20 protein-coding genes are annotated in these 19,192 nt (G+C 72.2%); 13 read left to right on the top strand and 7 right to left on the bottom strand.

All coding sequences use genetic code 11. The annotated features are described in order from the left end of the window. Positions 1-485 precede the first annotated feature (485 nt). From lnt to ABZ463_RS19260, 10 genes are all read left to right on the top strand, one after another. Positions 486-2,114 (top strand): apolipoprotein N-acyltransferase, encoded by a 1,629-nt coding sequence (gene lnt, locus ABZ463_RS19215; protein ID WP_362777489.1) that lies wholly within the window; start codon positions 486-488, stop codon positions 2,112-2,114. Beyond that, on the top strand, positions 2,114-2,857 hold the full coding sequence (locus tag ABZ463_RS19220) for a polyprenol monophosphomannose synthase (RefSeq protein ID WP_352013231.1): 744 nt from the start codon (positions 2,114-2,116) through the stop codon (positions 2,855-2,857). Before lnt ends, ABZ463_RS19220 begins: the two co-directional genes overlap by 1 nt. An 87-nt stretch (positions 2,858-2,944) precedes the next feature. Beyond that, complete coding sequence (locus tag ABZ463_RS19225) at positions 2,945-3,484, top strand: FxsA family protein (protein ID WP_352013055.1); 540 nt, start codon at positions 2,945-2,947, stop codon at positions 3,482-3,484. A 257-nt stretch (positions 3,485-3,741) separates the two neighbouring features. Beyond that, positions 3,742-3,879, top strand: a complete 138-nt coding sequence (locus ABZ463_RS19230) for a putative ATP-grasp target RiPP (protein ID WP_352013054.1) — start codon at positions 3,742-3,744, stop codon at positions 3,877-3,879. A gap of 127 nt (positions 3,880-4,006) precedes the next feature. Beyond that, positions 4,007-5,050, top strand: a complete 1,044-nt coding sequence (locus ABZ463_RS19235) for an ATP-dependent carboxylate-amine ligase (RefSeq protein WP_352013053.1) — start codon at positions 4,007-4,009, stop codon at positions 5,048-5,050. Continuing rightward, the gene (locus ABZ463_RS19240; RefSeq protein ID WP_362777493.1) at positions 5,047-6,048 is read left to right on the top strand and encodes a TIGR04500 family putative peptide maturation system protein; all 1,002 of its coding nucleotides are present in this window, start codon (positions 5,047-5,049) and stop codon (positions 6,046-6,048) included. Before ABZ463_RS19235 ends, ABZ463_RS19240 begins: the two co-directional genes overlap by 4 nt. Next, positions 6,033-6,230: a hypothetical protein gene (locus ABZ463_RS19245; protein ID WP_352013051.1), complete on the top strand. Its 198-nt coding sequence runs from the start codon at positions 6,033-6,035 to the stop codon at positions 6,228-6,230. The genes ABZ463_RS19240 and ABZ463_RS19245 overlap by 16 nt, the downstream gene beginning before the upstream one ends. Next, positions 6,227-8,374 (top strand): peptidase domain-containing ABC transporter, encoded by a 2,148-nt coding sequence (locus ABZ463_RS19250; protein WP_352013050.1) that lies wholly within the window; start codon positions 6,227-6,229, stop codon positions 8,372-8,374. The genes ABZ463_RS19245 and ABZ463_RS19250 overlap by 4 nt, the downstream gene beginning before the upstream one ends. Before the next feature lie 114 nt (positions 8,375-8,488). Further along, positions 8,489-9,628, top strand: a complete 1,140-nt coding sequence (locus ABZ463_RS19255) for an FAD-dependent oxidoreductase (protein ID WP_362777498.1) — start codon at positions 8,489-8,491, stop codon at positions 9,626-9,628. A 104-nt stretch (positions 9,629-9,732) separates the two neighbouring features. After that, positions 9,733-10,230, top strand: coding sequence for a GNAT family N-acetyltransferase (locus tag ABZ463_RS19260; protein ID WP_352013048.1), 498 nt, complete (start codon positions 9,733-9,735; stop codon positions 10,228-10,230). A gap of 165 nt (positions 10,231-10,395) precedes the next feature. Here ABZ463_RS19260 and ABZ463_RS19265 read toward each other — a convergent pair whose 3' ends face one another. Both ABZ463_RS19265 and ABZ463_RS19270 read right to left on the bottom strand, forming a co-directional pair. Further along, entirely contained in the window at positions 10,396-10,962 is a 567-nt protein-coding gene (locus tag ABZ463_RS19265) for a snapalysin family zinc-dependent metalloprotease (RefSeq protein WP_352013047.1), read from the bottom strand. A 64-nt stretch (positions 10,963-11,026) separates the two neighbouring features. Continuing rightward, the gene (locus ABZ463_RS19270) at positions 11,027-12,139 is read right to left on the bottom strand and encodes a S1 family peptidase (RefSeq protein ID WP_352013046.1); all 1,113 of its coding nucleotides are present in this window, start codon (positions 12,137-12,139) and stop codon (positions 11,027-11,029) included. Between the two features lie 575 nt (positions 12,140-12,714). Between ABZ463_RS19270 and ABZ463_RS19275 the strand changes: the two genes are divergently transcribed. Continuing rightward, the gene (locus tag ABZ463_RS19275; protein ID WP_362777501.1) at positions 12,715-12,882 is read left to right on the top strand and encodes a hypothetical protein; all 168 of its coding nucleotides are present in this window, start codon (positions 12,715-12,717) and stop codon (positions 12,880-12,882) included. 22 nt (positions 12,883-12,904) lie between these two features. Here ABZ463_RS19275 and ABZ463_RS19280 read toward each other — a convergent pair whose 3' ends face one another. Further along, the gene (locus tag ABZ463_RS19280; RefSeq protein WP_362777503.1) at positions 12,905-13,870 is read right to left on the bottom strand and encodes a TIGR03557 family F420-dependent LLM class oxidoreductase; all 966 of its coding nucleotides are present in this window, start codon (positions 13,868-13,870) and stop codon (positions 12,905-12,907) included. A gap of 154 nt (positions 13,871-14,024) precedes the next feature. Between ABZ463_RS19280 and ABZ463_RS19285 the strand changes: the two genes are divergently transcribed. Continuing rightward, positions 14,025-14,468 (top strand): hypothetical protein, encoded by a 444-nt coding sequence (locus ABZ463_RS19285; RefSeq protein ID WP_352013043.1) that lies wholly within the window; start codon positions 14,025-14,027, stop codon positions 14,466-14,468. Positions 14,469-14,475: 7 nt separating this feature from the next. On the opposite strand, the gene ABZ463_RS19290 is transcribed toward ABZ463_RS19285, so the two are convergent. From ABZ463_RS19290 to ABZ463_RS19300, 3 genes are all read right to left on the bottom strand, one after another. Further along, entirely contained in the window at positions 14,476-14,790 is a 315-nt protein-coding gene (locus ABZ463_RS19290) for a glyoxalase/bleomycin resistance/dioxygenase family protein (RefSeq protein ID WP_352013042.1), read from the bottom strand. A gap of 133 nt (positions 14,791-14,923) precedes the next feature. Next, positions 14,924-16,267 carry an NADP-specific glutamate dehydrogenase gene (gdhA, locus tag ABZ463_RS19295; RefSeq protein WP_352013041.1) on the bottom strand — a complete coding sequence of 448 codons (1,344 nt, stop codon included), beginning with the start codon at positions 16,265-16,267 and terminating at the stop codon, positions 14,924-14,926. Positions 16,268-16,401: 134 nt separating this feature from the next. Continuing rightward, on the bottom strand, positions 16,402-17,343 hold the full coding sequence (locus tag ABZ463_RS19300; protein ID WP_352013040.1) for an NADPH:quinone oxidoreductase family protein: 942 nt from the start codon (positions 17,341-17,343) through the stop codon (positions 16,402-16,404). A 124-nt stretch (positions 17,344-17,467) separates the two neighbouring features. Between ABZ463_RS19300 and ABZ463_RS19305 the strand changes: the two genes are divergently transcribed. After that, the gene (locus ABZ463_RS19305; RefSeq protein WP_352013039.1) at positions 17,468-18,355 is read left to right on the top strand and encodes a LysR family transcriptional regulator; all 888 of its coding nucleotides are present in this window, start codon (positions 17,468-17,470) and stop codon (positions 18,353-18,355) included. A gap of 3 nt (positions 18,356-18,358) precedes the next feature. Here ABZ463_RS19305 and ABZ463_RS19310 read toward each other — a convergent pair whose 3' ends face one another. Beyond that, a complete protein-coding gene (locus ABZ463_RS19310; RefSeq protein WP_352013038.1) occupies positions 18,359-19,093 on the bottom strand; it encodes a DUF3152 domain-containing protein in 735 nt (244 codons plus the stop codon). Between the last annotated feature and the right edge of the window lie 99 nt (positions 19,094-19,192).

Below are 19,192 nucleotides of genomic sequence, written 5' to 3' on the forward strand. Positions count from 1 at the left end.
GGGTCGGTAGTTTGCTGCCCAGTCCAGCACGGGACTGGCCGGTTGGCCGTCTTTCGGCATCGCCGGTTCCTGCGCCCGTGACGGGGGGTCACCCCGTCCGTACAGCCAGGCGCAGGGCGGGCGCTTCGTCGAGGCGGGGCACTCCATCCGGGCGGGGGGTTGGACCCAGGAGGGGCCTGGACACCCAGTAGACAACGGCAATCCGCGCTCGCCGCCGACGGGACGGAACCGGTCCGAAGGGTCGTCCGGGCCCTCTTCCCGCTCCCGTGCGAGCGCGCAAGCGTCGGGGCGGTTCCCAGCCGGGAGCCGCCCCGTTGCCGTTCGCGGGCCGTCGAACCCACGCCCGGCAGGCCTCTGAACTCGTGCTTTGGAACAGGGGCCGCAGACGCTTTGGGAGAGCGGCGGTGGGGCGGTACCGTTCGGGCTAGAAAGACGGGTCAGGATCGGATGTCAACCCGTCCAGACGTCATCGAGGAGCCCCGCCCGTGGTGCAGGAGAAGACGGCCGGCCCCGCGCCGGGGGCGGCCCCGCCGGGTGCTCCGCCGGGCACGGGACCGGGCACGCCCGCCACGCGCGGACGTCTGGCCATGCGGGCCGTGGGCGCCGTGGCGGGCGGGGCGCTGCTCTACCTCGCCTTCCCTCCGATCGGCCTGTGGTTCCTCGCGCTGCCCGGTGTCGCGCTGCTCACCCTCGCGGTGCGCGGCGTCCGCGCCCGTCGCGCGCTGTGGCTCGGCCTTCTCGGCGGCCTGGCCTTCCTGCTGCCCGCCCTGCACTGGGTCAGCCCCATCGGGGACGACGTCTGGCTGGGCCTGGTCGCGCTTGAGAGCCTCTTCTACGGCGTCTGGGCGGTGGGTGCCACCCTGACCTCCCGGCTGCCGCTGTGGCCCTTGTGGGGCGCCGCGCTGTGGGTGGCGATGGAGTGGGCCAGGGGGACGTTCCCGGTCGGCGGCTTCCCCTGGGCGCGGGTCGCCTTCAGCCAGGGTGAGACGCCCTTCACCCCCTACGCGGCCCTCGGCGGCGCGCCGCTGGTGAGCTTCGCGGTCGTGCTGTGCGGCGGACTGCTCGCGCTCGCGGCCCTCAGGATCTCCAGGAGGGCCACGCGAGGCGCCGTGCCGGTCGTGCTGCCGCTGGTGGGGGCGCTGGCCGTACCGGCCGCCGCCTTCGCCGTGCCCAGGCCCGGCGACGAGGGCAGGACCGTCACCGTCGGGGTCATCCAGGGCAACGTCCCGGGAAGGGGCATGCACCCCCTGGGCGACGAACCCGCGGTGGTCCTGGGCAACCACGTCCGCATGCTCCACGAGATGGCACAGGCCGTACGGCAGGGCACGGTCAAGAAGCCCGACCTCGTCGTGCTGCCGGAGAACTCGACCGACATCGACCCCTACCGCAGCGACTTCGCCAGAGCGCAGATCGACGCGGCGGTCAAGGACATCGGGGTCCCGGTCCTGGTCGGCGCCGTGGTCGGGGTCGGCGAGAACAACCGCGCCACCCGCAGCCTGGTGTGGGACCCGGTCACCGGGCCCGGCGCCTACTACGACAAGCAGAAGCTGGTCCCCTTCGGGGAGTACACCCCGTTCAAGGACGTCGTGCTGGCCCTGTTCGAGCGGGCCTCCCTGGTCGGCAAGCAGTCGGTGCCCGGCACCCGCGACGGAGACCTGAGGCTCGGTCCGGTGACCGTCGGCGCGATCAACTGCTACGAGGTGGCCTTCGACGAGGTCGTCGGCGACACCACGCGGACCGGCGCCAGCCCCCTGGTGGTGCAGACCAACAACGCCACCTACGCGCTGACGAACCTGCCGGCCCAGCAACTGGCCATGTCCCAGCTGCGCGCGGTCGAACACAACCGGGCGGTGATCACCTCCGCGATCACGGGTATATCCGCCTACGTGACCCCCCAAGGAAAAATCGCCTGGCGTACCGGTGAACTGGTTCCCGCCTCGGGCGTCCTCACCGTCCCGGTACGGACCGCCCAGACCGTCGCCACCCGTGTCGGCTCACTGCCGCAGTGGCTCCTGATTCTTGTCGGTGCGGGCGCGCTCGCCGCCTCCCGGCTGCAGAGAAAGCGCATCCCGGCCCCGACCGAGGGCCCGGCGGAGCAGGTGGGAGAAGCATGATGGAGCAGATGCTCGGCCGGGTGCTCATCATCGTCCCGACGTACAACGAGCGGGAGAATCTGCCGATGATCGTCGGCAGGCTGCGCGCCGCGGTGCCCGAGGCGCACCTGCTGGTCGCCGACGACAACAGCCCCGACGGCACCGGAGAGGTCGCCGACGGCCTGGCGGCCGAGGACGACCACGTCCACGTACTGCACCGCCCCGGCAAGCAGGGACTCGGCGCGGCCTACATCGCGAGCTTCCGCTGGGGGCTCAAGGAGGGCTACGACGTCCTCGTCGAGATAGACGCCGACGGCTCCCACCAGCCGGAGGAACTGCCCAAGCTGCTCAAGCGGCTGACCCGCGGGGCCGACCTGACGATCGGCTCCCGGTGGGTGCCCGGCGGCAGGGTCGTCAACTGGCCCATCCCCAGGGAACTGCTGTCCCGGGGCGCGAACCTCTACACCCGGGTGATGCTCGGCATGCCGGTCCGCGACGCCACGGCGGGCTTCCGCGCCTACCGCGCCTCGACCCTGGAGAAGATCGGGCTGGACAACGTCCAGTCGCAGGGCTACTGCTTCCAGGTCGACATGACCCTGCGGACCATCCGCAACGGCCTGCGTGTCGCCGAGGTGCCCATCACCTTCGTCGAACGCACCGCCGGGGCCAGCAAGATGAGCCGCAGCGTCTTCGTCGAGGCGCTGTGGCGGATCACCGTGTGGGGCCTGACCGGGCTTCCCCGGCGGCTGCGCCGTACACGCTGAGCGAACAGGGCGGTGGGGCGGGCGCGGAACGCGCCGCGGCCTCCGGACGTTGTCCCTGTCGTACGGCTTGTCGCGTGAGTCGAGGAAATGATGCGCTCTGTGCTGCTCCTGTTCTTCCTGGCGGTCCCGGTCCTGGAGGTCTGGGTGCTCATCCAGGTCGGCCAGGTCATCGGCGGCTGGCCCACGGTCCTTCTCCTGCTCGCGGGCAGCCTGCTGGGCGCCTGGATCGTCCGCAGGGAGGGCCGCAGGGCCTGGCGGAACCTGCAGGGCGCGCTGCAGAGCGGCCGGATGCCCGAGCGTGAGCTGGCCGACGGCGCCATGATCGTCGCGGGTGGCGGGCTCTTGCTCTTCCCCGGCCTCGTCACCGACGTGGCGGCCCTGCTGTTCCTCCTGCCCTTCACCAGGCCGCTGGTGCGCAGGTTCGGCGCCCGGTTCCTGGCCCGCAGGGTCGACGCGCTCGCCAGGACGGTCCCCGGCGCGGGCTCGCCGTTCGGCGACGTTCCGGGCTTCCCCTTCGGAGAGGCCCGGGCACCGGGCTCCGGCCCCGTCATCCACGGCGAGGTCATCCGTGAGGAGCCCGGCGCGCCGGGTCCACGTGAGGGCCGGCGCGGCCTCACCGAGCACTGAGGCCGCTCCTCCACAGACGGCAGGCCCGCCCCGCGAACCAGATCGCGGGGCGGGCCTTTTCGTGTCCCGGGGCCCTTCCCCGGGACACGAAAAGGCCCGCGTGAGGGTTTCCACGGCCGGTTCTCCCGCGCCGACCGGCGGCTCCAGTCGTTCACAAGTCATCCGCCAGGTGATCACAAGCGGAGGTCCATAGCGTTCTCTCCGTAAGCACGACATGCCGGGACGACAAACCCGGCACGGCAAGAAAGGGGGGGCTGATGAAGGGCAAGATCAGCCTTGAGGACCTCGCGCTCGAAGGCGCGGAGCTGTCGGAGGCCGAGCTGGGTGAGGTGTCCGGTGGACGCTGGCACGTGACCTGGTACACCAAGGGCAAGCCCGCCGAGTGGGAGGTCTGATAGGCGGCGGGGCGGGCACACCCGTTCCGCCGCGCTGACCTGAACCGCCGGCCGGGCTCTCGCCCGGCCGGCGGTTTCGCGTTACGAGTCCCGATCTTTCTGTGACGAGTCCCATGACGAGGGCGACGTGATCCTGATTCTGAGCGACCGCGAGGACGAGGCGGTCGAGATGGTGCTCGCCGGGCTGAGGCGGCGTGGGGCGCCGGTCACCTGGTGGGATCCGGGCGACTTCCCGGCGCGCGGCCGCCTCACCGTGGCGTTCGACGGGGCGTTCGACGGGGCGTTCGACGGGACATCCGGCGGGCGGGGACACCGCGTCGTGCTCGACCCCGGGACGGGTGAGGCTCCCCTTGACCTGGCCGAGGTGCGCGCGGTGTGGCGGCGGCGCCCCAACCCGCCCACGCCGGCGGCGACCGTCACCGATCCCTCCCACCGCCGTCACGCGGTCGGCCAGGCGCGGTTCCTGCTCGACGGCGCGTGGGAGCTCACGCCCGCCCGGTGGATGCCCGCGCGCGGGGAGACCGAGCGCAGGGCGCACAACAAGATCGTGCACATGGCGCGCGCGACGGCCCTCGGCTTCCGGGTGCCGGAGACCGTCTACACCAACGACCCGTTCGAGCTGGTCCCCGCCTACGAGCGGGCCGGCGGTCGTCTCGTCGCCAAGCAGATCGACTCGGGGGAGTTCAGCCTCGACGGGGCCGACCACCGCGCCTACACCACCGTCCTGACCCGGCGCCATCTCACCTCACGCCACCGCCTCGGGCACGAGCCGGTCATCCTCCAGCCGTACGTCCCCAAGGCGGTCGAGCTGCGGGTGATCGTGGTCGGCGAGCGGGTCTTCGCCGCCGAGATCGACTCACAGGCCTCGCGCACGGCGAGGGACGACTGGCGGCACTACGACGACGACCGGGTGCGCTACGCCGCGCACCGGCTTCCCGGCGAGACGGAGCGCAGGTGCGTGGACCTGGTCGCCTCGCTCGGCCTGTCCTACGGCGCGATCGACCTCATCCTCACCCCGGAGGGGGAGTACGTGTTCCTTGAGATCAATCCCAACGGCGCCTGGGGGTTCGTCGAGCAGCGCACCGGGCTGCCCGTCGCCGACGCGATCGCCGACTGGCTCGCCGCCGCCGAGGCGGCGGGGACAGTGGTGGAGACGGGGGCCGGGCGATGAGCACCGACTTCGCGGCCGCGCTCGAATCCGGAGTGCGGCTGCTGCGCGGCCTGCCCCGCCGTCGCGCCCACGTCGAGGAGGCCAGGCGGACGGTGGCCGGATGGGCGCTGGAACACCCGGACCTTCGGGCCCAGCTCGTCGTCGACGAACGGCCCGGCACCCCCGTGGTCGACTTCGACCTCCTGGTCGAGGACCCGCAGGGCGGTACGGTGGCCCTCACCGTCCAGGCCGAGGACGGCGTGCCCTGGCTGGTCGACCACTCGACGCACTGGGCGGCGGGCCAGCTCGTCAGCGTCGACGACGTCCACCTGTCGGTCGCCCAGGCGCTGACCATGATCAAGTCGCTGTCCCGTCGTGACGCGACGCCGCACGACGAGATCGTCGACCAGTGCCTGATCCTCAACGAGGTCGGCAAGGAGACGGAGCCGGTCGCCACGGAGGACCTGCAGGCCGCGGCCGACGAGTTCCGCAGGGGCCGGGGACTGTACGACCGGGCCACGACGCTGGCCTGGCTGACCGAGATGGGCATGACGCCCGAGCAGTTCGAGACCTACATCGGCGGCATCGCCAGGCGCAGGGCCTTCCGGCGCCGCAAGGAGGCCGAGCTGGGCGCCGCCCGTCTCGCGGCCGATCCCCGGGCGTTCGACCTGGTGCGCGTGGTCTGGGTCACCGGGCAGGAGAACGCCGTCGCGGCCCGCGCGGGGGACCTCGCGCGCGTCCACGACGGGGGGCTCGCCGCCCTCGCGGCGGCCGGGGACGTCGAGACGACGATCGCGGAACGCCCGGCCGTCGAGCTCCCCGAGCCGCTGCGTGACGTGGCGCCGGGGGAGATGGCCGGGCCCGTGCCGTACGGCGGGGCCTGGCTGGCCGGGACGGTGCTGGCCCGGCAGGAGGCCCGTGCGGACGAGCGGACACTGGCCGTCGCGGGACGGGTCGCGTTCTCGGAATGGCTGGCCGGGCGCCGCGCCCAGGCCACGGTCGAATGGCACTGGTCGTGAGCGACGGCATCTACCGGGAGGAGTCCCTGCGCCGCTACCGGAGCAGGGCCAGGCGTGAGGACGTCCCGCTGACGGTGGGAACGGGCAGGCTGGTCGCGCTCTGGGCGGTCGTCGTGCTGCTGCTGGTCACGGCGGGCGTGTTCGCCCTGATGCTGTCGGAGCGGATGGGGGGCGGGACGTGAGACGCGTGCCCGTCGTACTGCAGAACACCGCGACCGAGTGCGGGGCCGCCTGCCTGGCGATGGTCCTGTCCTACCACGGCAGGCGCGTCTCCCTGCAGGAGATCAGCGACCGGCTCCAGATCGGCAGGGACGGCCTCAGCGCCAAGGCGCTGCGGGAGGGGGCCGTGGAGTGCGGCCTGAAGTCGCGGGCCTTCTCGCTGGCCCCGGCCGACCTGGCACGGGTACCGATGCCCGCGATCGTGCACTGGGAGTTCAAGCACTTCGTGGTCGTCGAGCGCTGGGCGCCGGACCGGGTCGACGTCGTCGATCCCGGGCTGGGCCGCCGCAGGCTCACCGCCGAGGAGTTCGACGAGGGCTTCACCGGCGTGCTGCTGGCCTTCGAACCGGGACCCGGTTTCGAGAAAGGCCGGTCGAGCGCGGGTGCCGCCTGGCGCCGCCGGTTCGTCCGGGCGCTGCTGGCCCGCAGGAAGGGCCTGCTCGCCCAGGTGGTCCTGGCCTCCCTGCTGCTGCAGCTCCTCGGCCTCGCGCTGCCGTTCTTCTCCGAGGCGCTGGTCGACCGGGTGCTGCCCTCCGGGGCGCGTGACCTGCTTCCGCTGATCGGTGTCGGGCTGGTGCTGGCCGCCGCGACCCAGCTCGCGGTCGGCTATCTCCGCTCGGTCCTGCTGGTGGCGATCAGGGCGAGCGCGGACGCCGAACTGACCGGCGGGGTGGTCTCCCATCTGGTCGCCCTGCCGTACCGCTATTTCGCGTTGCGCGGCAAGGGCGACCTGATGACGCGCGCGGGCAGCGTGGCGGTACTGCGTGACATGCTCACCGGGCAGGTCCTGTCGGCGCTGCTCGACGGGCCGCTCGCCCTGGGCTACATGGTCCTCGTCTTCGGCTGGGACGCGGTCATGGGGCTGTGCCTGCTCGGCTTCGCCGCGGCGCAGGTGCTGTTGCTGCTGGTCACGGCGCGTAAGGTCAGCCGCCTCACCCAGGAGGAGCTCAACGCCTTCTCCGCGACGCAGAGCCAGCTCATCCAGGCCATCGGCGGCATCGAGACGCTGAAGGCGTCGGGGGCCGAGCACCGGGCGGTCGAGCAGTGGTCGAGGCACTTCACCACCCAGCTCAACGCCGACATGCGGGGCGGCCTGGCCCAGGGGCTCCTGGAGGCCGCGCTCGGCACCCTGCGCCTGCTGGCCCCGCTCGCGCTGCTGTGGATCGGGGCGTGGCGGGTGCTCGACGGAGAGCTGACCCTGGGCGCGCTGCTCGCGCTCAACGCCCTGGCGGGCGCCGCCCTGACCCCTCTCGGCTCGCTGATGGCAAGCCTGCAGGGCCTCCAGCAGGCGGGGGCGCACTTCGACCGGCTGTCCGACATCCTCGCCTCGGAGCCCGAGCAGGCCGCGGGCATCGAGGTGCTCAGGCTGCGCGGGTCGATCGAGCTGCACGGGGTGGGCTTCCGGCACGATCCCCGGGGGCCGTGGACGCTGCGCGGCATCTCGGTCTCGATCAGCCCGGGGCAGAAGGTCGCCCTCGTCGGTCCCTCGGGGGCGGGCAAGAGCACCCTGGCCAGGTTGCTGCTCGCCCTGCACACCCCCTCGGAGGGGCGGGTCAGCTACGACGGGGTGCCGCTGTCGGAGCTCAACCTCCGTTCGCTGCGGCGCCAGTTCGGCGTGGTCACCCAGGAGCCGTCGCTGTTCACCGGGTCGATCAGGGAGAACATCGCGCTCAACGCCCCGGACGCGCCGATGGAGCGGATCGTGCAGGCCGCCGAGCTGGCCTGCCTGCACGAGGAGATCTGCGCGATGCCCATGGGGTACGAGACGGTCCTCATGGAGGGAGGCGGCCTGTCGGGCGGTCAGCGGCAGCGGCTCGCGCTCGCCCGCGCGCTGCTCTCCCGGCCGAGGATCCTGCTGCTCGACGAGGCGACCAGCAATCTCGACAGCACGACGGAGGCGCGGATCGAGGCCAACCTCGGCTGGCTCACCCAGACGCGCATCGTGATCGCCCACCGGCTGAGCACCGTGAAGGACGCCGATCTCATCCTGGTGGTCGACCAGGGCGGGATCGTGGAGCGGGGCACCCATGAGGGCCTGGTGGCCAGGGGCGGACGCTACGCCGCCCTGATCGCCGCGCAGACCGAGAAGGCGGACGTCACGGGCTGATCCCGTACGGCCTCCGTTTACCGTGTCCCGGTTGGGAGACGCCCGAAAACCCGGTTTTCCTATCTCTTGGATGGGTATTTTTGGGGACAAAACCTGGTTTGAGGATGTGGTGGTGTGTCGTACGACGTCGGGATCATCGGAGCCGGAGTCCACGGGGTCAGCGCGGCCTTCCACCTCGCGCGCAGGGGCCTCTCGACCGCCGTGTTCGACCGGAGCACCCCGGCCTCGGGGCCGACGGGGCGTTCGGGGGGCATCTGCCGGGCCTACTACACCGACGCCTTCCTCGCCGAGGTCGCCCGTGAGGGCATCGCGTTCCTTGCGGACTTCGGCGAGCGGACGGGCGGGGGACAGTCGGGCTTCCGCCGTACCGGGGCGTTCTACCTGCACGGGCCCGGCGACGTCCCGGCGGCGCGCCAGGCGGCGGCGCGGCTGGGGCCCGGTGCGGAGGTCGTCGGCCCCGAGGCCCTGCCCCACCTGGACACCGAGGGAGTCGCCGTCGCCGTGTGGGAGCCGGAGGCCGGTTACGCCGACCCCTTCGCCACCACGCTCGGCCTGGCCGAGGCGGCGCGCGGACACGGGGCGGAGCTCCACCTCAACCGGCCCGTGGTCGCCGTCGAGGAGGGCGCGCGAGGGGTGACCGTCACGACGGCCGACGGCGGCACGCACCACCTGGGCGCGCTGCTGGTGGCCGCGGGGCCGTGGACGGCGCCGCTGCTGCGGCCCCTCGGCGTCGATCTTCCGCTGACCGTGGAACGGCACGTCGTCGCGATCATGGAGCACGACCCCGCCGACACGGCGGAGCTCGTGCCGTACGTGCTGATCGACGTCGCCGGAGGCCACTACTCGACCCCGCAGCCCCGCACGCAGTACCTCGTCGGCGGCGTGGTGGCCGCCTCTCCGGCCGACCCCGACGACTTCGATCGCACGGCGGCCCCCGAGGAGAGGGCCGGGCTCGCCGCCGCCGCGGCCAGGCGCTCCCCCGCCCGCCGCAGGGCCCTGCCCGCCGGGGGGTGGGCCTCGCTGTACGACGTCAGCCCCGACTGGCAGCCGGTGACGGGGCGGGTCACGGAACACGTCTACGTCGACGCCGGGACCAGCGGTCACGGGTTCAAGCTCGCCCCCGCCTGGGGGGAGCACGTGGCCAGGCTCGTCCTCGGCGAGGCCGACCCCCGGCTCGCGGCCTTCGCGCCGTCCAGGTTCGCGAGCGGGACCGGGCTGGCGGCGGGCTTCGGGGCCGCCAGGATCCTGGGCTGAGGGAGCGGGGCCGCCAGGGGTCCGGGACGGGGGGCGGAATACCCTCGACCGGTGAGAGTCCCGTGAGCGACAGGCCCCGTGAACGAGAGGCAGGCAAGGCCACCATGACCGCATACGCGGACGGAACCGATGTCGTCGAGGTCAGGGCGGTCGGCTGGGACGACGCCGCGGCCGTCGCGTTGCGCGGGGCGATGACGGAGGAGATGGGGGCGAGATACGCCGACCGGGTGGCCGGCAACCCCGACTACCTGCCCCGCGGCATGAACGTCGAGGCGGAAACCGTGGTCTACACCGGGGTCGCCTACGCCGGGGCCGACCTCCCCGTCGGTCACGTCGCGCTGCGCAGGCTCGGCGACGACCTGGAGCTCAAGCGGATGTTCGTCGCGCCCTCCCACCGGGGGACGGGCGTGGCCCGCGCGCTGATCGCCGCCGCCGAGGAGGCCGCCCGCGCGCTCGGCGCGCCGAGGATCGTCCTGCAGACCGGTGACCGCCAGCCGGACGCCGTGCGGCTGTACGAGCGGGAGGGGTACACCGCCATCCCGCTCTACGCGCCCTACGAGCGGCTCGCCGGTTCCCACTGCTTCGAGAAGCTCCTGCGCTGAGCCTCAGACGGGCCTCAGACGGGCCTCAGACGGGCCTCGGATGAGGCCCGGTCACGGCGGCGGCCGGTACGGCGGAGCGCTCCGCCGTACCGGCCGTGTGACGTTCGTGTCCCGGCGGGCGGGACCCGGTGGGGGTCCCGCCCGCGGGTTCACCCGTGGGGCCCGTTACCGCGCCAGGGCCTCCGGGCTGTTGACGTAGACCCTGCCGAAGTCGACGAGCGGGGTGAAGCCCCCGAAGTTGCGCTCGACCTGGGCCTTCTCGGTCGCGTTCGGGTAGGGGTTGGTGCAGCCGGTGCCCGCGCTCGCGCCGGACATCAGGTCCGAGCACAGGCCGGTGCGCCGGTCGGGCAGCCCCAGGATGTGACCGATCTCGTGGGTGGCGATGCGCAGCGGGTTGTGGCCCTCGGAGGTGGCCTGCCTGCCTATCCAGACCGTGCCGCGGCCGAGGCTGGTCGGCTGGGCCCGGGGCCAGCCGTAGTCCGCGTACACGACGAAGTCGGCCGGGCTGCCTGCGACCAGCCGCACGCTGGTGACGCTGGAGTTCCACACCTGTGCCGCCTGGTCGATCGCGGAGCGGAACTCCGCGGCCCGGCTGGCGTCGTACCTGAGCACCCGTACGGCCACCGCCTCACCGGGAGTCGCCTGCGCCGTCCCCGCCTGCGCGGGGGAGACGGTCGCGAGGAAGGCGAGCCCGAGGACGAAGCCGACGGCCAGGCGCATGATTCTCAGCACTTCGCTGATCTCCTCTGTCTGGGGGGTGGCTCGTGGGGACGAGCCGGGGAGGGGAGGAGAACGGTCAGCCGACCTTGAGGGTCAGCCCGTAGGTCTGCAGGATCTCGTTGACGGGCTGGAAGTAGGTCGTGCCGCCCGAGCTGCAGTTGCCCGAGCCGCCGGAGGTGACGCCCTGCGCCTGGCTGCCCGAGATGAACGAGCCGCCCGAGTCGCCGGGCTCGGCGCAGACGTTGGTGCGGGTCACCTGGTAGACCGTGCCCTGGGAGTAGGTGACGGAGGTGTTGTGCTGCTGGATGGTCCCGCAGCGCCAGCCGGTGGTCGAGCCGGAGCGGCAGACGGAGGCGCCGACCGTGGCCTGGGTCGAGCCCTTGACGATGACGTTGGTGCCGCCCGACCTCACCCACGGCTGGGGCGTGGAGCCGGGGGTGGAGACCCAGGCGTAGTCGTTGCCGGGGAACGAGGAACCCTGGAAGGTGCCCGACGGGCTGCTGGTGGTCTGGCCCGTCCTGCCGCAGTGGCCCGCGGTGACGAAGCCGGGGGTGCTTCCCTTGGTGACGGTGAATCCGATGCTGCACCGGCTGCCGCTGCCGATGTAGTACGGGTCGCCTCCCCTGATGTTGGCGTAGGTCTGCGGCTGCTCCGCGGAGACCTGGACCCGTACGGCGTCACCGCCGACCCCGGCGGCCGACAGCAGGGCCTCGCCCGCCTCCCGCTGACCGGCGACCACGACGACGCTGTTGGTCGGCAGGTCCACGTACCACAGGGAGGCGCCCGCCCGGGCCTGGGCGGGCGCCTGGTCCAGGCGTGCCTTGAGCGCGTCGAGCTGGGCCAGGGAGCGGCCGACGACCACGGGCTGGGCGCCCTTGGCCCTGATGGCGGAGACCGCGGTCGCGTCGCTGGTGGCGACGAGGAGCTGGGTGGCGTCGGCGTTGAGCCAGGCGCCGGCGTATCCGTCGCCGAGGGTCGTGCTCAGGAGGGCCTCGGTGCTCGCCGCGCGGGCCTCGTTGGCCAGCCGGGTGACGGCCTGTTCCGCGGTGAGGCCGAGGTCGCGCTGGAGTGCCTCGATCATCGAGGGGGCGGGCTGCGCGGCCGGTTGGGCGGTGGCGGGGGAGACGGTGGCCACCACACAGAGGGCGGCGACGGCGGCGCCGGACAGGAGGGAACGCTTACTCAACATATGCACTCCTTGTGAGGGGTGCTGTCAAAGTATTTGTCAGGGCATGACTGAGCAATGTGGCAAAAACTCCCTACCGCAGTGGTATGACGTCACCGCGTTATGACCCCTGCTCAGCGGGGGCAGGCAGCGCCATCCGCGTGCCTTCTGGGCCCGATCGGCGGCCTGGTGCGGACGGCGCGGCCCCGGCGAGGTAAGGCTCGCCGGGACCGGCACGGGTCTGACGGGACGAGCCGTCCCCCCGAGGGCTGCCCGTCTCGCCGTCGTCCTCCTCCCACCGTCCGCGAGGAGTCCGCGAACGTCTCTCCGCGGGGTGAGGCGACCGAAACGGCGAACGTGTGATCGCCGCCGGTTGTTCCCGCGCGGGGCGATTCCCGGACGAGCTTCGGGAGGAAAACAGGGCTATATCCCCCGATGGGTGATGATTCCTGACAACGATCACGTGGGAGAGCGTCAAACCGCCGGTCCTGGGCCAGGCGGAACCCCCGGGATAGATTGCTTGACTCACGGATTCCACGGACTCCGCGCCCGGCACGGTCCAGGGCGTTCCGTCCGGCGGTCACAGGAGGATGCGCGCGATGACCCACCAGCCTGCCGAGGACGGCGAGATCGGGCTGGAAGAGGAGTCGCCGCTCCCGCGGCGTCTCGAAGCGCCCCGCTGCCCGCAGACCGAGTCGGGACGCCGGTGCGTCCTGCCCGTCGACCACGAGCTCGGGCACGTCTACCCGCACCGCAAGGCCGGCTGACCGGTCAGCCGGTCGAAGCCGCCTACAGCCGCCGCAGTGCGGGCAGCAGCTCCCTGGCCGACCAGTCGAGGAACTCCCGCTGGTGCTCGTGACCGATCTGGACCAGCGCGACGCGGGTGAAGCCCGCCTCGGTGTAGCGGCGCACCGCCTCGACGACCGCGTCCACGTCCGGGCCGCACGGCACCTTCCCGGCCACGTCCTCGGGGCGTACGGTCTGCGCGGCGGCGGCGAAGTTGACCGGAGCGGGCAGCTCGGCCATCACCTTCCAGCCCGTGACCGACCAGCGCCACAGCCGGTGGGCCCGCTCCTTGGCCGCCTCGGCGTCCCGGTCGTAGGAGAGGGCGAGCTGGCCGTAGACCGGCTTGCCCCGCCCTCCGGCGGCGGAGAAAAGGCCGACCAGCTCCGCGTCGGGGTCGACCGCGACGAGCGCGTCGCCGTACTCGGCGGCGATCTCCCCCGAGCGGCCGCCCGAGGCGGCGATCGCGATCGGCACGGGATCGCCGGGCAGGTCGAACAACCTGGCCGAGTCGACGTCGAAGTACTCGCCGTGATAGGTCGTGTAACGCCCCTCGAACAGCTCCTTGATGATCTCCACGGCCTCGCGGAACATCTCGTGCCGGGTGTCGGCGGGCGGCCACCCCTCGCCGATCACGTGTTCGTTGAGGTTCTCGCCCGCGCCCAGGCCGAGCGTGAAACGCCCCCCGGTCAGCGCCCCCATCGTGGCGGCCTTCTGCGCCACGACCGCGGGGTGGTAACGCATGATCGGGCAGGTCACGTACGTCATCAGCGGCAGCCGTTCGGTGGCGCGCGCCGCCGCGCCGAGCACCGACCAGGCGTACGGCGAGTGCCCCATCTCCTCAAGCCACGGGAAGTAGTGGTCGGAGATGACCGCGTAGTCGAACCCCGCCCGTTCGGCCTCGGCGACGTCGTCGACGAGCTGCCCGGGGGGAGTCTGCTCGCACATCATCGTGTAACCGATCTCCACCATGTCCGGGTCCCTACCCGCCTCTTTCACGAGACTCGCCGGAAAGGAGGAGATCTGGGCGTTCTTTGCCGTACGCCGGGCCGGCGCCCCGTCGAATAGCATGTGACCGCGCCTGAACGGCGGGCCATCAGGACGAGAAGGACGGAACGGGTCTTCCATGTTCGACGACAAGACACAGGAGACCCTCAGGCGCCTGCTCGACCTCGCCGGGCACCCCTCGACCCCGGAGCCGGAGCGGGCCCTGGCGGTGGCGAGGATCAGGGCGCTCGTCATGGTCCCCGAGGGAGACGCCAGACGCGCGCCGGTCACCACGGCCATGGACGCCGACATCCTCAGGAGGATCAGGCCGCTGGTCCGCGGGGTCGAGGAGGACACGGTCGAGGAGGTCCACGGCGACCTGTACGCCTTCGGCACCCGCCACCGGGTGATCGGCGAGGTCGCCGACGAGATGGCCCGCGCGCTCGAACGCTGGAGCGAGGTCGTCCCGGAGCGGCGGCACCGTCACGAGGAGGCGGTGCGCACGGCCGCCACGAAGCTCACCTATCTCCTGGAGCGTCGTGACCTGCTGCGCAGGCCCGGGTGGCGCGCCCGCACGCGTTAGGCGGCGTTCAGACCGGGGGGACGCGCACCTCGACCGTCCTGCCGTCCGGGTCGTGGAACAGGTGACGGCCGGGGGTGAGCGCGGTGCCGTCCAGGGCCAGGCCGGGATCGACGGTGAACCCGAGGCGCAGCGCGCCGGTCGTGCGACGCGGTGACGACGGATAGATCTCGAAGACGGTCCCGTCGTCGAGCACCGCGGCGTAGTGTGCCGGCCCCGTCCCGTGCCGTTCACCCCGGAGTTCGAGTCCGAGGGAGGCGTAGAAGGCGCGACAGGCCTCCAGGGCGGGGGTGTAGATCACGATCAGGGTGGATCTGGGTGCCATGCCGTCTCCTCGCGGGGTCGAACGCTGGACCGGATGTGAGGGGCGGGTCTCGTTGGCACCGACCAGGCTGTCGGACGCCGTTGTCAGAACAGCCGGTCAAGGCGGCCAGGTGGATCGGCCAGGTGGGGGATCGTCAGATCAGGCCGAGGGAGAGCATTGCGTCCGCGACCCTCTTGAACCCGTCGATGTTGGCGCCGGCCACGTAGTCGCCCGGCATGCCGTACTCGGCGGCGGTGTTCAGGCAGCGGGAGTGGATGTCCCGCATGATCTGCTGCAGGCGGTTCTCGGAGAACTCGAAGGTCCACGAGTCGCGGCTGGCGTTCTGCTGCATTTCGAGGGCGCTGGTCGCGACCCCGCCTGCGTTGGCGGCCTTGCCCGGGCCGAAGGCGACGCCCGCCTCCTGGAAGATGCGGATGCCCTCCGGCGTGGTGGGCATGTTGGCGCCCTCGCCGACGGCGACGCAGCCGTTGCCGACGAGCAGCCCGGCGTCGCGGCCGGTGATCTCGTTCTGGGTCGCCGAGGGCATCGCCACCTCGCAGGGCACCTCCCAGATGCTCCTGCCGGAGACGAAGACGGCCTGGGAACCCCTGCGCTCGGCGTAGACGTTCATCCGCTGGCGCTCGACCTGCTTGACCTGCTTGAGCAGGTCGAGGTCGATGCCCTTCTCGTCGACGACGTAGCCGGAGGAGTCGGAGCAGGCGACCACGACGCCGCCGAGCTGCCGGATCTTCTCGATCGTGTAGACGGCGACGTTGCCGGACCCGGAGACCACGACGCGCTTGCCGTCGAACGACGTGCCACGGGCCTTCAGCATCTCGTCGACGAAGAAGGCGCAGCCGTACCCGGTGGCCTCGGTGCGCACCTGCGCGCCGCCGTAGCTGAGTCCCTTGCCGGTGATGACGCCGGACTCGTAGCGGTTGGTGATGCGCTTGTACTGGCCGAACAGGTAGCCGACCTCGCGTCCGCCGACGCCGATGTCACCGGCGGGCACGTCGGTGTACTCACCGATGTGGCGGTACAGCTCCGTCATGAAGCTCTGGCAGAAGCGCATGATCTCGCGCTCGGAGCGGCCCTTGGGGTCGAAGTCGGAGCCGCCCTTGCCGCCGCCGATCGGCAGGCCGGTCAGGCTGTTCTTGAAGATCTGCTCGAAGCCGAGGAACTTGACGATGCCGAGGTAGACGGACGGGTGGAAGCGCAGCCCGCCCTTGTAGGGGCCGAGGGCGCTGTTGAACTCGACCCGGAAGCCCCGGTTGATGTGGACCTCGCCCCGGTCGTCCTCCCACGGGACCCGGAAGATGATCTGCCGCTCCGGCTCGCAGATCCGCTCGATGATCTTCGACTCGGCGTACTCGGGGTGCTTGCCGAGCACCGGGCCGATGCTCTCCAGGACCTCACGGACGGCCTGGTGGAACTCGATCTCGCCCGGGTTACGCCGGAGCACGTTCTCGTAGATCGACGACAGTCGTTCGTGCAGCATCAGATTTGTCCCCTGCCCTTCGTAGGCGCATTCCTGCGCCCCACCTTAGGGGGAGGTGTCCGGAGCGTCCGAATCGGCCTCCCTGGGTACGCGACCGCCACCCGCTCCGTGGGCGGCGGTCACGCCCGGGGCCCTCAGGGGCGCAGGACGATCTTCCCCGTCGTACGGCGGGCCAGAAGGTCCTCGATCGCCGTCCTGGCGTCGGAGAGCGCGTACTCGCCGCCCGCGATCGGCCGGATGCGACCGGTCCCGGTGAGTTCGAGCAGTTCGCTGAGCTGCGCCTGGTAGCCCCCCGGCCTGGCGAGCACCGGCCGGATCCAGAAGCCCGCGACCGAGATGTTGGCCTCCAGCAGGCGGCCGACGTCGACCGGGCTCGGGTCCCGGTGCGAGGCGGTGCCGTAGCTGATCAGGCGGCCGAACTCGGCGACCGCGCCGAGCGCGGCGTCGAAGACCTCACCGCCGACCGCGTCCAGGATCACGTCGGCGCGCTCACCCAGGTTGGCCTCGATCACCCGCTCCGCGTAACCCTCGGCCGAACCGTCGACGGCCGCGTCCGCCCCCAGGCTCAGCGCCAGTTCGCGCTTCTCCGGGGTTGAGGCGGTCGCGATCACCCTGCCCGCGCCCAGCTCCCTGGCGAGCTGGACCGCGAGGTGTCCGACGCCGCCGGCGGCCGAGTTCACCACGACGCTCTCGCCCTTGCGGACCCGCGCCGCCGTGCCCAGCAGGTGCCAGGCGGTCAGGCCCTGCACCAGCAGCGCGAGGGCCTCGCCCGCGACGGCCTCCTCGGGCAGGTCGACGACGTCATCCAGCTTGATCAGGGCCTTGCTCGCGTAGGCCTGCCTGGCCAGGCCCATGACACGGCGGCCGTCCGAGGTCCGTCCCACGACCTCGCTGCCGGGGATGAACGGCAGGTCAGGGGAGAGGTAGGTCCCGGCGATCCGCTCGGCGTCGGCGTAGTTCACCCCCGCGGCCTCGACGTCCACCAGGATCTCGTCCGGGCCGGGAACCGGGTCGGGCACCTCGGACTCGACCAGCGTCTCGGGACCGCCGAGCCGGGTGATCTGGATGGCGCGCATGAATGTCCTCTGGTTCGTCGGTTGGTTGTGCCGGTCAGCGTAGGAAGCGCCACGAACGGGAACCAGGGGCCCGGGTTCATGAGATCGTTTTTTCCATGAGAGGCGTTCATATAACGTCTGCGACGTGACCAACGAGGATCTGACGCCAAGTGAACTGCGCGTTCTGGTCGCCGTCGAGAGCCGGCACGGTTTCTCCGCGGCCGCGGTCGAGCTCGGTCTCACCCAGTCCGCGGTCTCCCATGCCGTCAGGGCCGCCGAACGCAAGATGGGCACGGTGCTGTTCCGGCGCGGGCGCAACGGAGCACGCCCGACGGCGGCGGGGGCGGCGGCCGTCGGGCACGCCCGGCGCATCCTGCGGCTCATGGACGTCATGAAGGCCGAGACGCACGCGGCCTCCGCGGGGGAGACGACGGGGACCATCAGGGTCGCGGCCTTCCGCAGCGCGGCCTTCCACCTGCTGCCCATCGTGCTCGCGCGCTTCGCCAGGCGCTACCCGAAGGTCACGGTCGACGTCCGTATCGTGCCGGAGCTCGGCAGGGGCATCGCCGGGGAGGTGCTGGACGGCCGGGCCGATCTCGGCATCGCCACGCTTCCCTCCCGGGTCGACGGGCTGGTCGGCCGTGACCTGTTCGCCGAGCCGTACGTGCTGGCCTATCCCGCCGGGCACCCCTGCCCGCGCAGCCTGCCGATGATCGACTGGCACGAGAACTGCTCGGCCGAGACCAGGCTGTGGCTGGCCAGGCAGGCCTGGATCCCGCCGGGTGACATCCAGGTCGAGGACGACGGCGTCGTGGTCTCCATGGTGGGCTACGGCCTCGGCGCCGCCATCGTGCCGAGGCTGACCCTCGTGGACGCGCCGCCGAAGGTCGCGATGGAGAAGCTCGGCGAGGACCCGCCGATGCGGCACGTCGGCTACGTCGCCACCTCGGAGATGCTCGGCTCCGCCGTCGTTCGCGACCTGGTCGGCGAGCTGCGGGCCCACTGCGCGGAACGGTTCGCCGCGGTGGGCTGAGCCTCAGCGCCCCGGGGAGGGCCAGGCGTTGGGGCGGCAGCCGTACAGGGACTTGGTCTGCTGGAGCATCACCGGGGCCCGCCTGCCCGGCCCCGGGCAGCGCGCGTGGCCGTGGCCGAGCCCGTGTCCGACCTCGTGGTTGACGACGTACTCGCGGTAGGAGGCGACGTCACGGCCGTAGCCCCGCGCGCCCGCGTTCCAGCGCCTGGCGTTGATGACCGCGCGCCCGTGGTTCCAGCACGACAGCGCGCCGAAGGTGATCAACGGCCTGCACATGCGGTCGGTCATCGCGGGGCTGGACAGCGAGACCCTGATCCGTGCCGGGCCGCGCCGTACCCGCTGGAACCGGAACCCCCAGCTCCTGCGGTCGTTGAGAACGCGGTGCACCTCGTCGGCGAACTCCTGTCCGTCGAAGGGCAGCCCGCGCTCGACCTCGACGACGTACCGGATCACCTTGCCCGCCCGGCGTCCTCGGGGCGGCGGGGGAGGGGCGGCCTCACCCGCGACGACGCGGTAGCGGCCCCCGGCCGAGGCGGGCACGGAGACCCGCGCGGGCTGGCGGCGTCCGTTGGCCAGCAGGAACGTCCGCTCGGGATCCGTACGGCGCGCGGACTCGGTCGGCGTGGGGGGAGGCGTGGGGGTCGGGGACGGGACAGGGGTCGCCTCCGGGGCCGCCGCTCCGTCCGCCAGGGGAGGGGCGGGCTCGTCGCGGTCCGGGACGGGGTGACCGGTCAGCACGGCGCCGCTCCCGATCGCGAGCGTGGCCGAGATGCCGACGGCAAGAGCCCACAAAAAGGGCTTACGCTCGCTAAGCCTGATGTTCCTCGACATAGGCCG

It is taken from the genome of Streptosporangium sp. NPDC020145 (assembly GCF_040631275.1).
Taxonomy (GTDB): Bacteria; Actinomycetota; Actinomycetes; order Streptosporangiales; family Streptosporangiaceae; genus Streptosporangium.

Coding starts and splice junctions, on each gene's coding strand:
- ABZ463_RS19240 (WP_362777493.1), top strand. CDS start 5,047: ATGAGCACCGACTTCGCGGCCGCGCTCGAATCCGGAGTGCGGCTGCTG.
- ABZ463_RS19260 (WP_352013048.1), top strand. CDS start 9,733: ATGACCGCATACGCGGACGGAACCGATGTCGTCGAGGTCAGGGCGGTC.
- ABZ463_RS19225 (WP_352013055.1), top strand. CDS start 2,945: ATGATGCGCTCTGTGCTGCTCCTGTTCTTCCTGGCGGTCCCGGTCCTG.
- gdhA (WP_352013041.1), bottom strand. CDS start 16,267: ATGCTGCACGAACGACTGTCGTCGATCTACGAGAACGTGCTCCGGCGT.
- ABZ463_RS19275 (WP_362777501.1), top strand. CDS start 12,715: ATGACCCACCAGCCTGCCGAGGACGGCGAGATCGGGCTGGAAGAGGAG.
- ABZ463_RS19285 (WP_352013043.1), top strand. CDS start 14,025: ATGTTCGACGACAAGACACAGGAGACCCTCAGGCGCCTGCTCGACCTC.
- ABZ463_RS19280 (WP_362777503.1), bottom strand. CDS start 13,870: ATGGTGGAGATCGGTTACACGATGATGTGCGAGCAGACTCCCCCCGGG.
- ABZ463_RS19290 (WP_352013042.1), bottom strand. CDS start 14,790: ATGGCACCCAGATCCACCCTGATCGTGATCTACACCCCCGCCCTGGAG.
- ABZ463_RS19300 (WP_352013040.1), bottom strand. CDS start 17,343: ATGCGCGCCATCCAGATCACCCGGCTCGGCGGTCCCGAGACGCTGGTC.
- ABZ463_RS19220 (WP_352013231.1), top strand. CDS start 2,114: ATGGAGCAGATGCTCGGCCGGGTGCTCATCATCGTCCCGACGTACAAC.
- ABZ463_RS19230 (WP_352013054.1), top strand. CDS start 3,742: ATGAAGGGCAAGATCAGCCTTGAGGACCTCGCGCTCGAAGGCGCGGAG.
- ABZ463_RS19270 (WP_352013046.1), bottom strand. CDS start 12,139: ATGTTGAGTAAGCGTTCCCTCCTGTCCGGCGCCGCCGTCGCCGCCCTC.
- ABZ463_RS19245 (WP_352013051.1), top strand. CDS start 6,033: ATGGCACTGGTCGTGAGCGACGGCATCTACCGGGAGGAGTCCCTGCGC.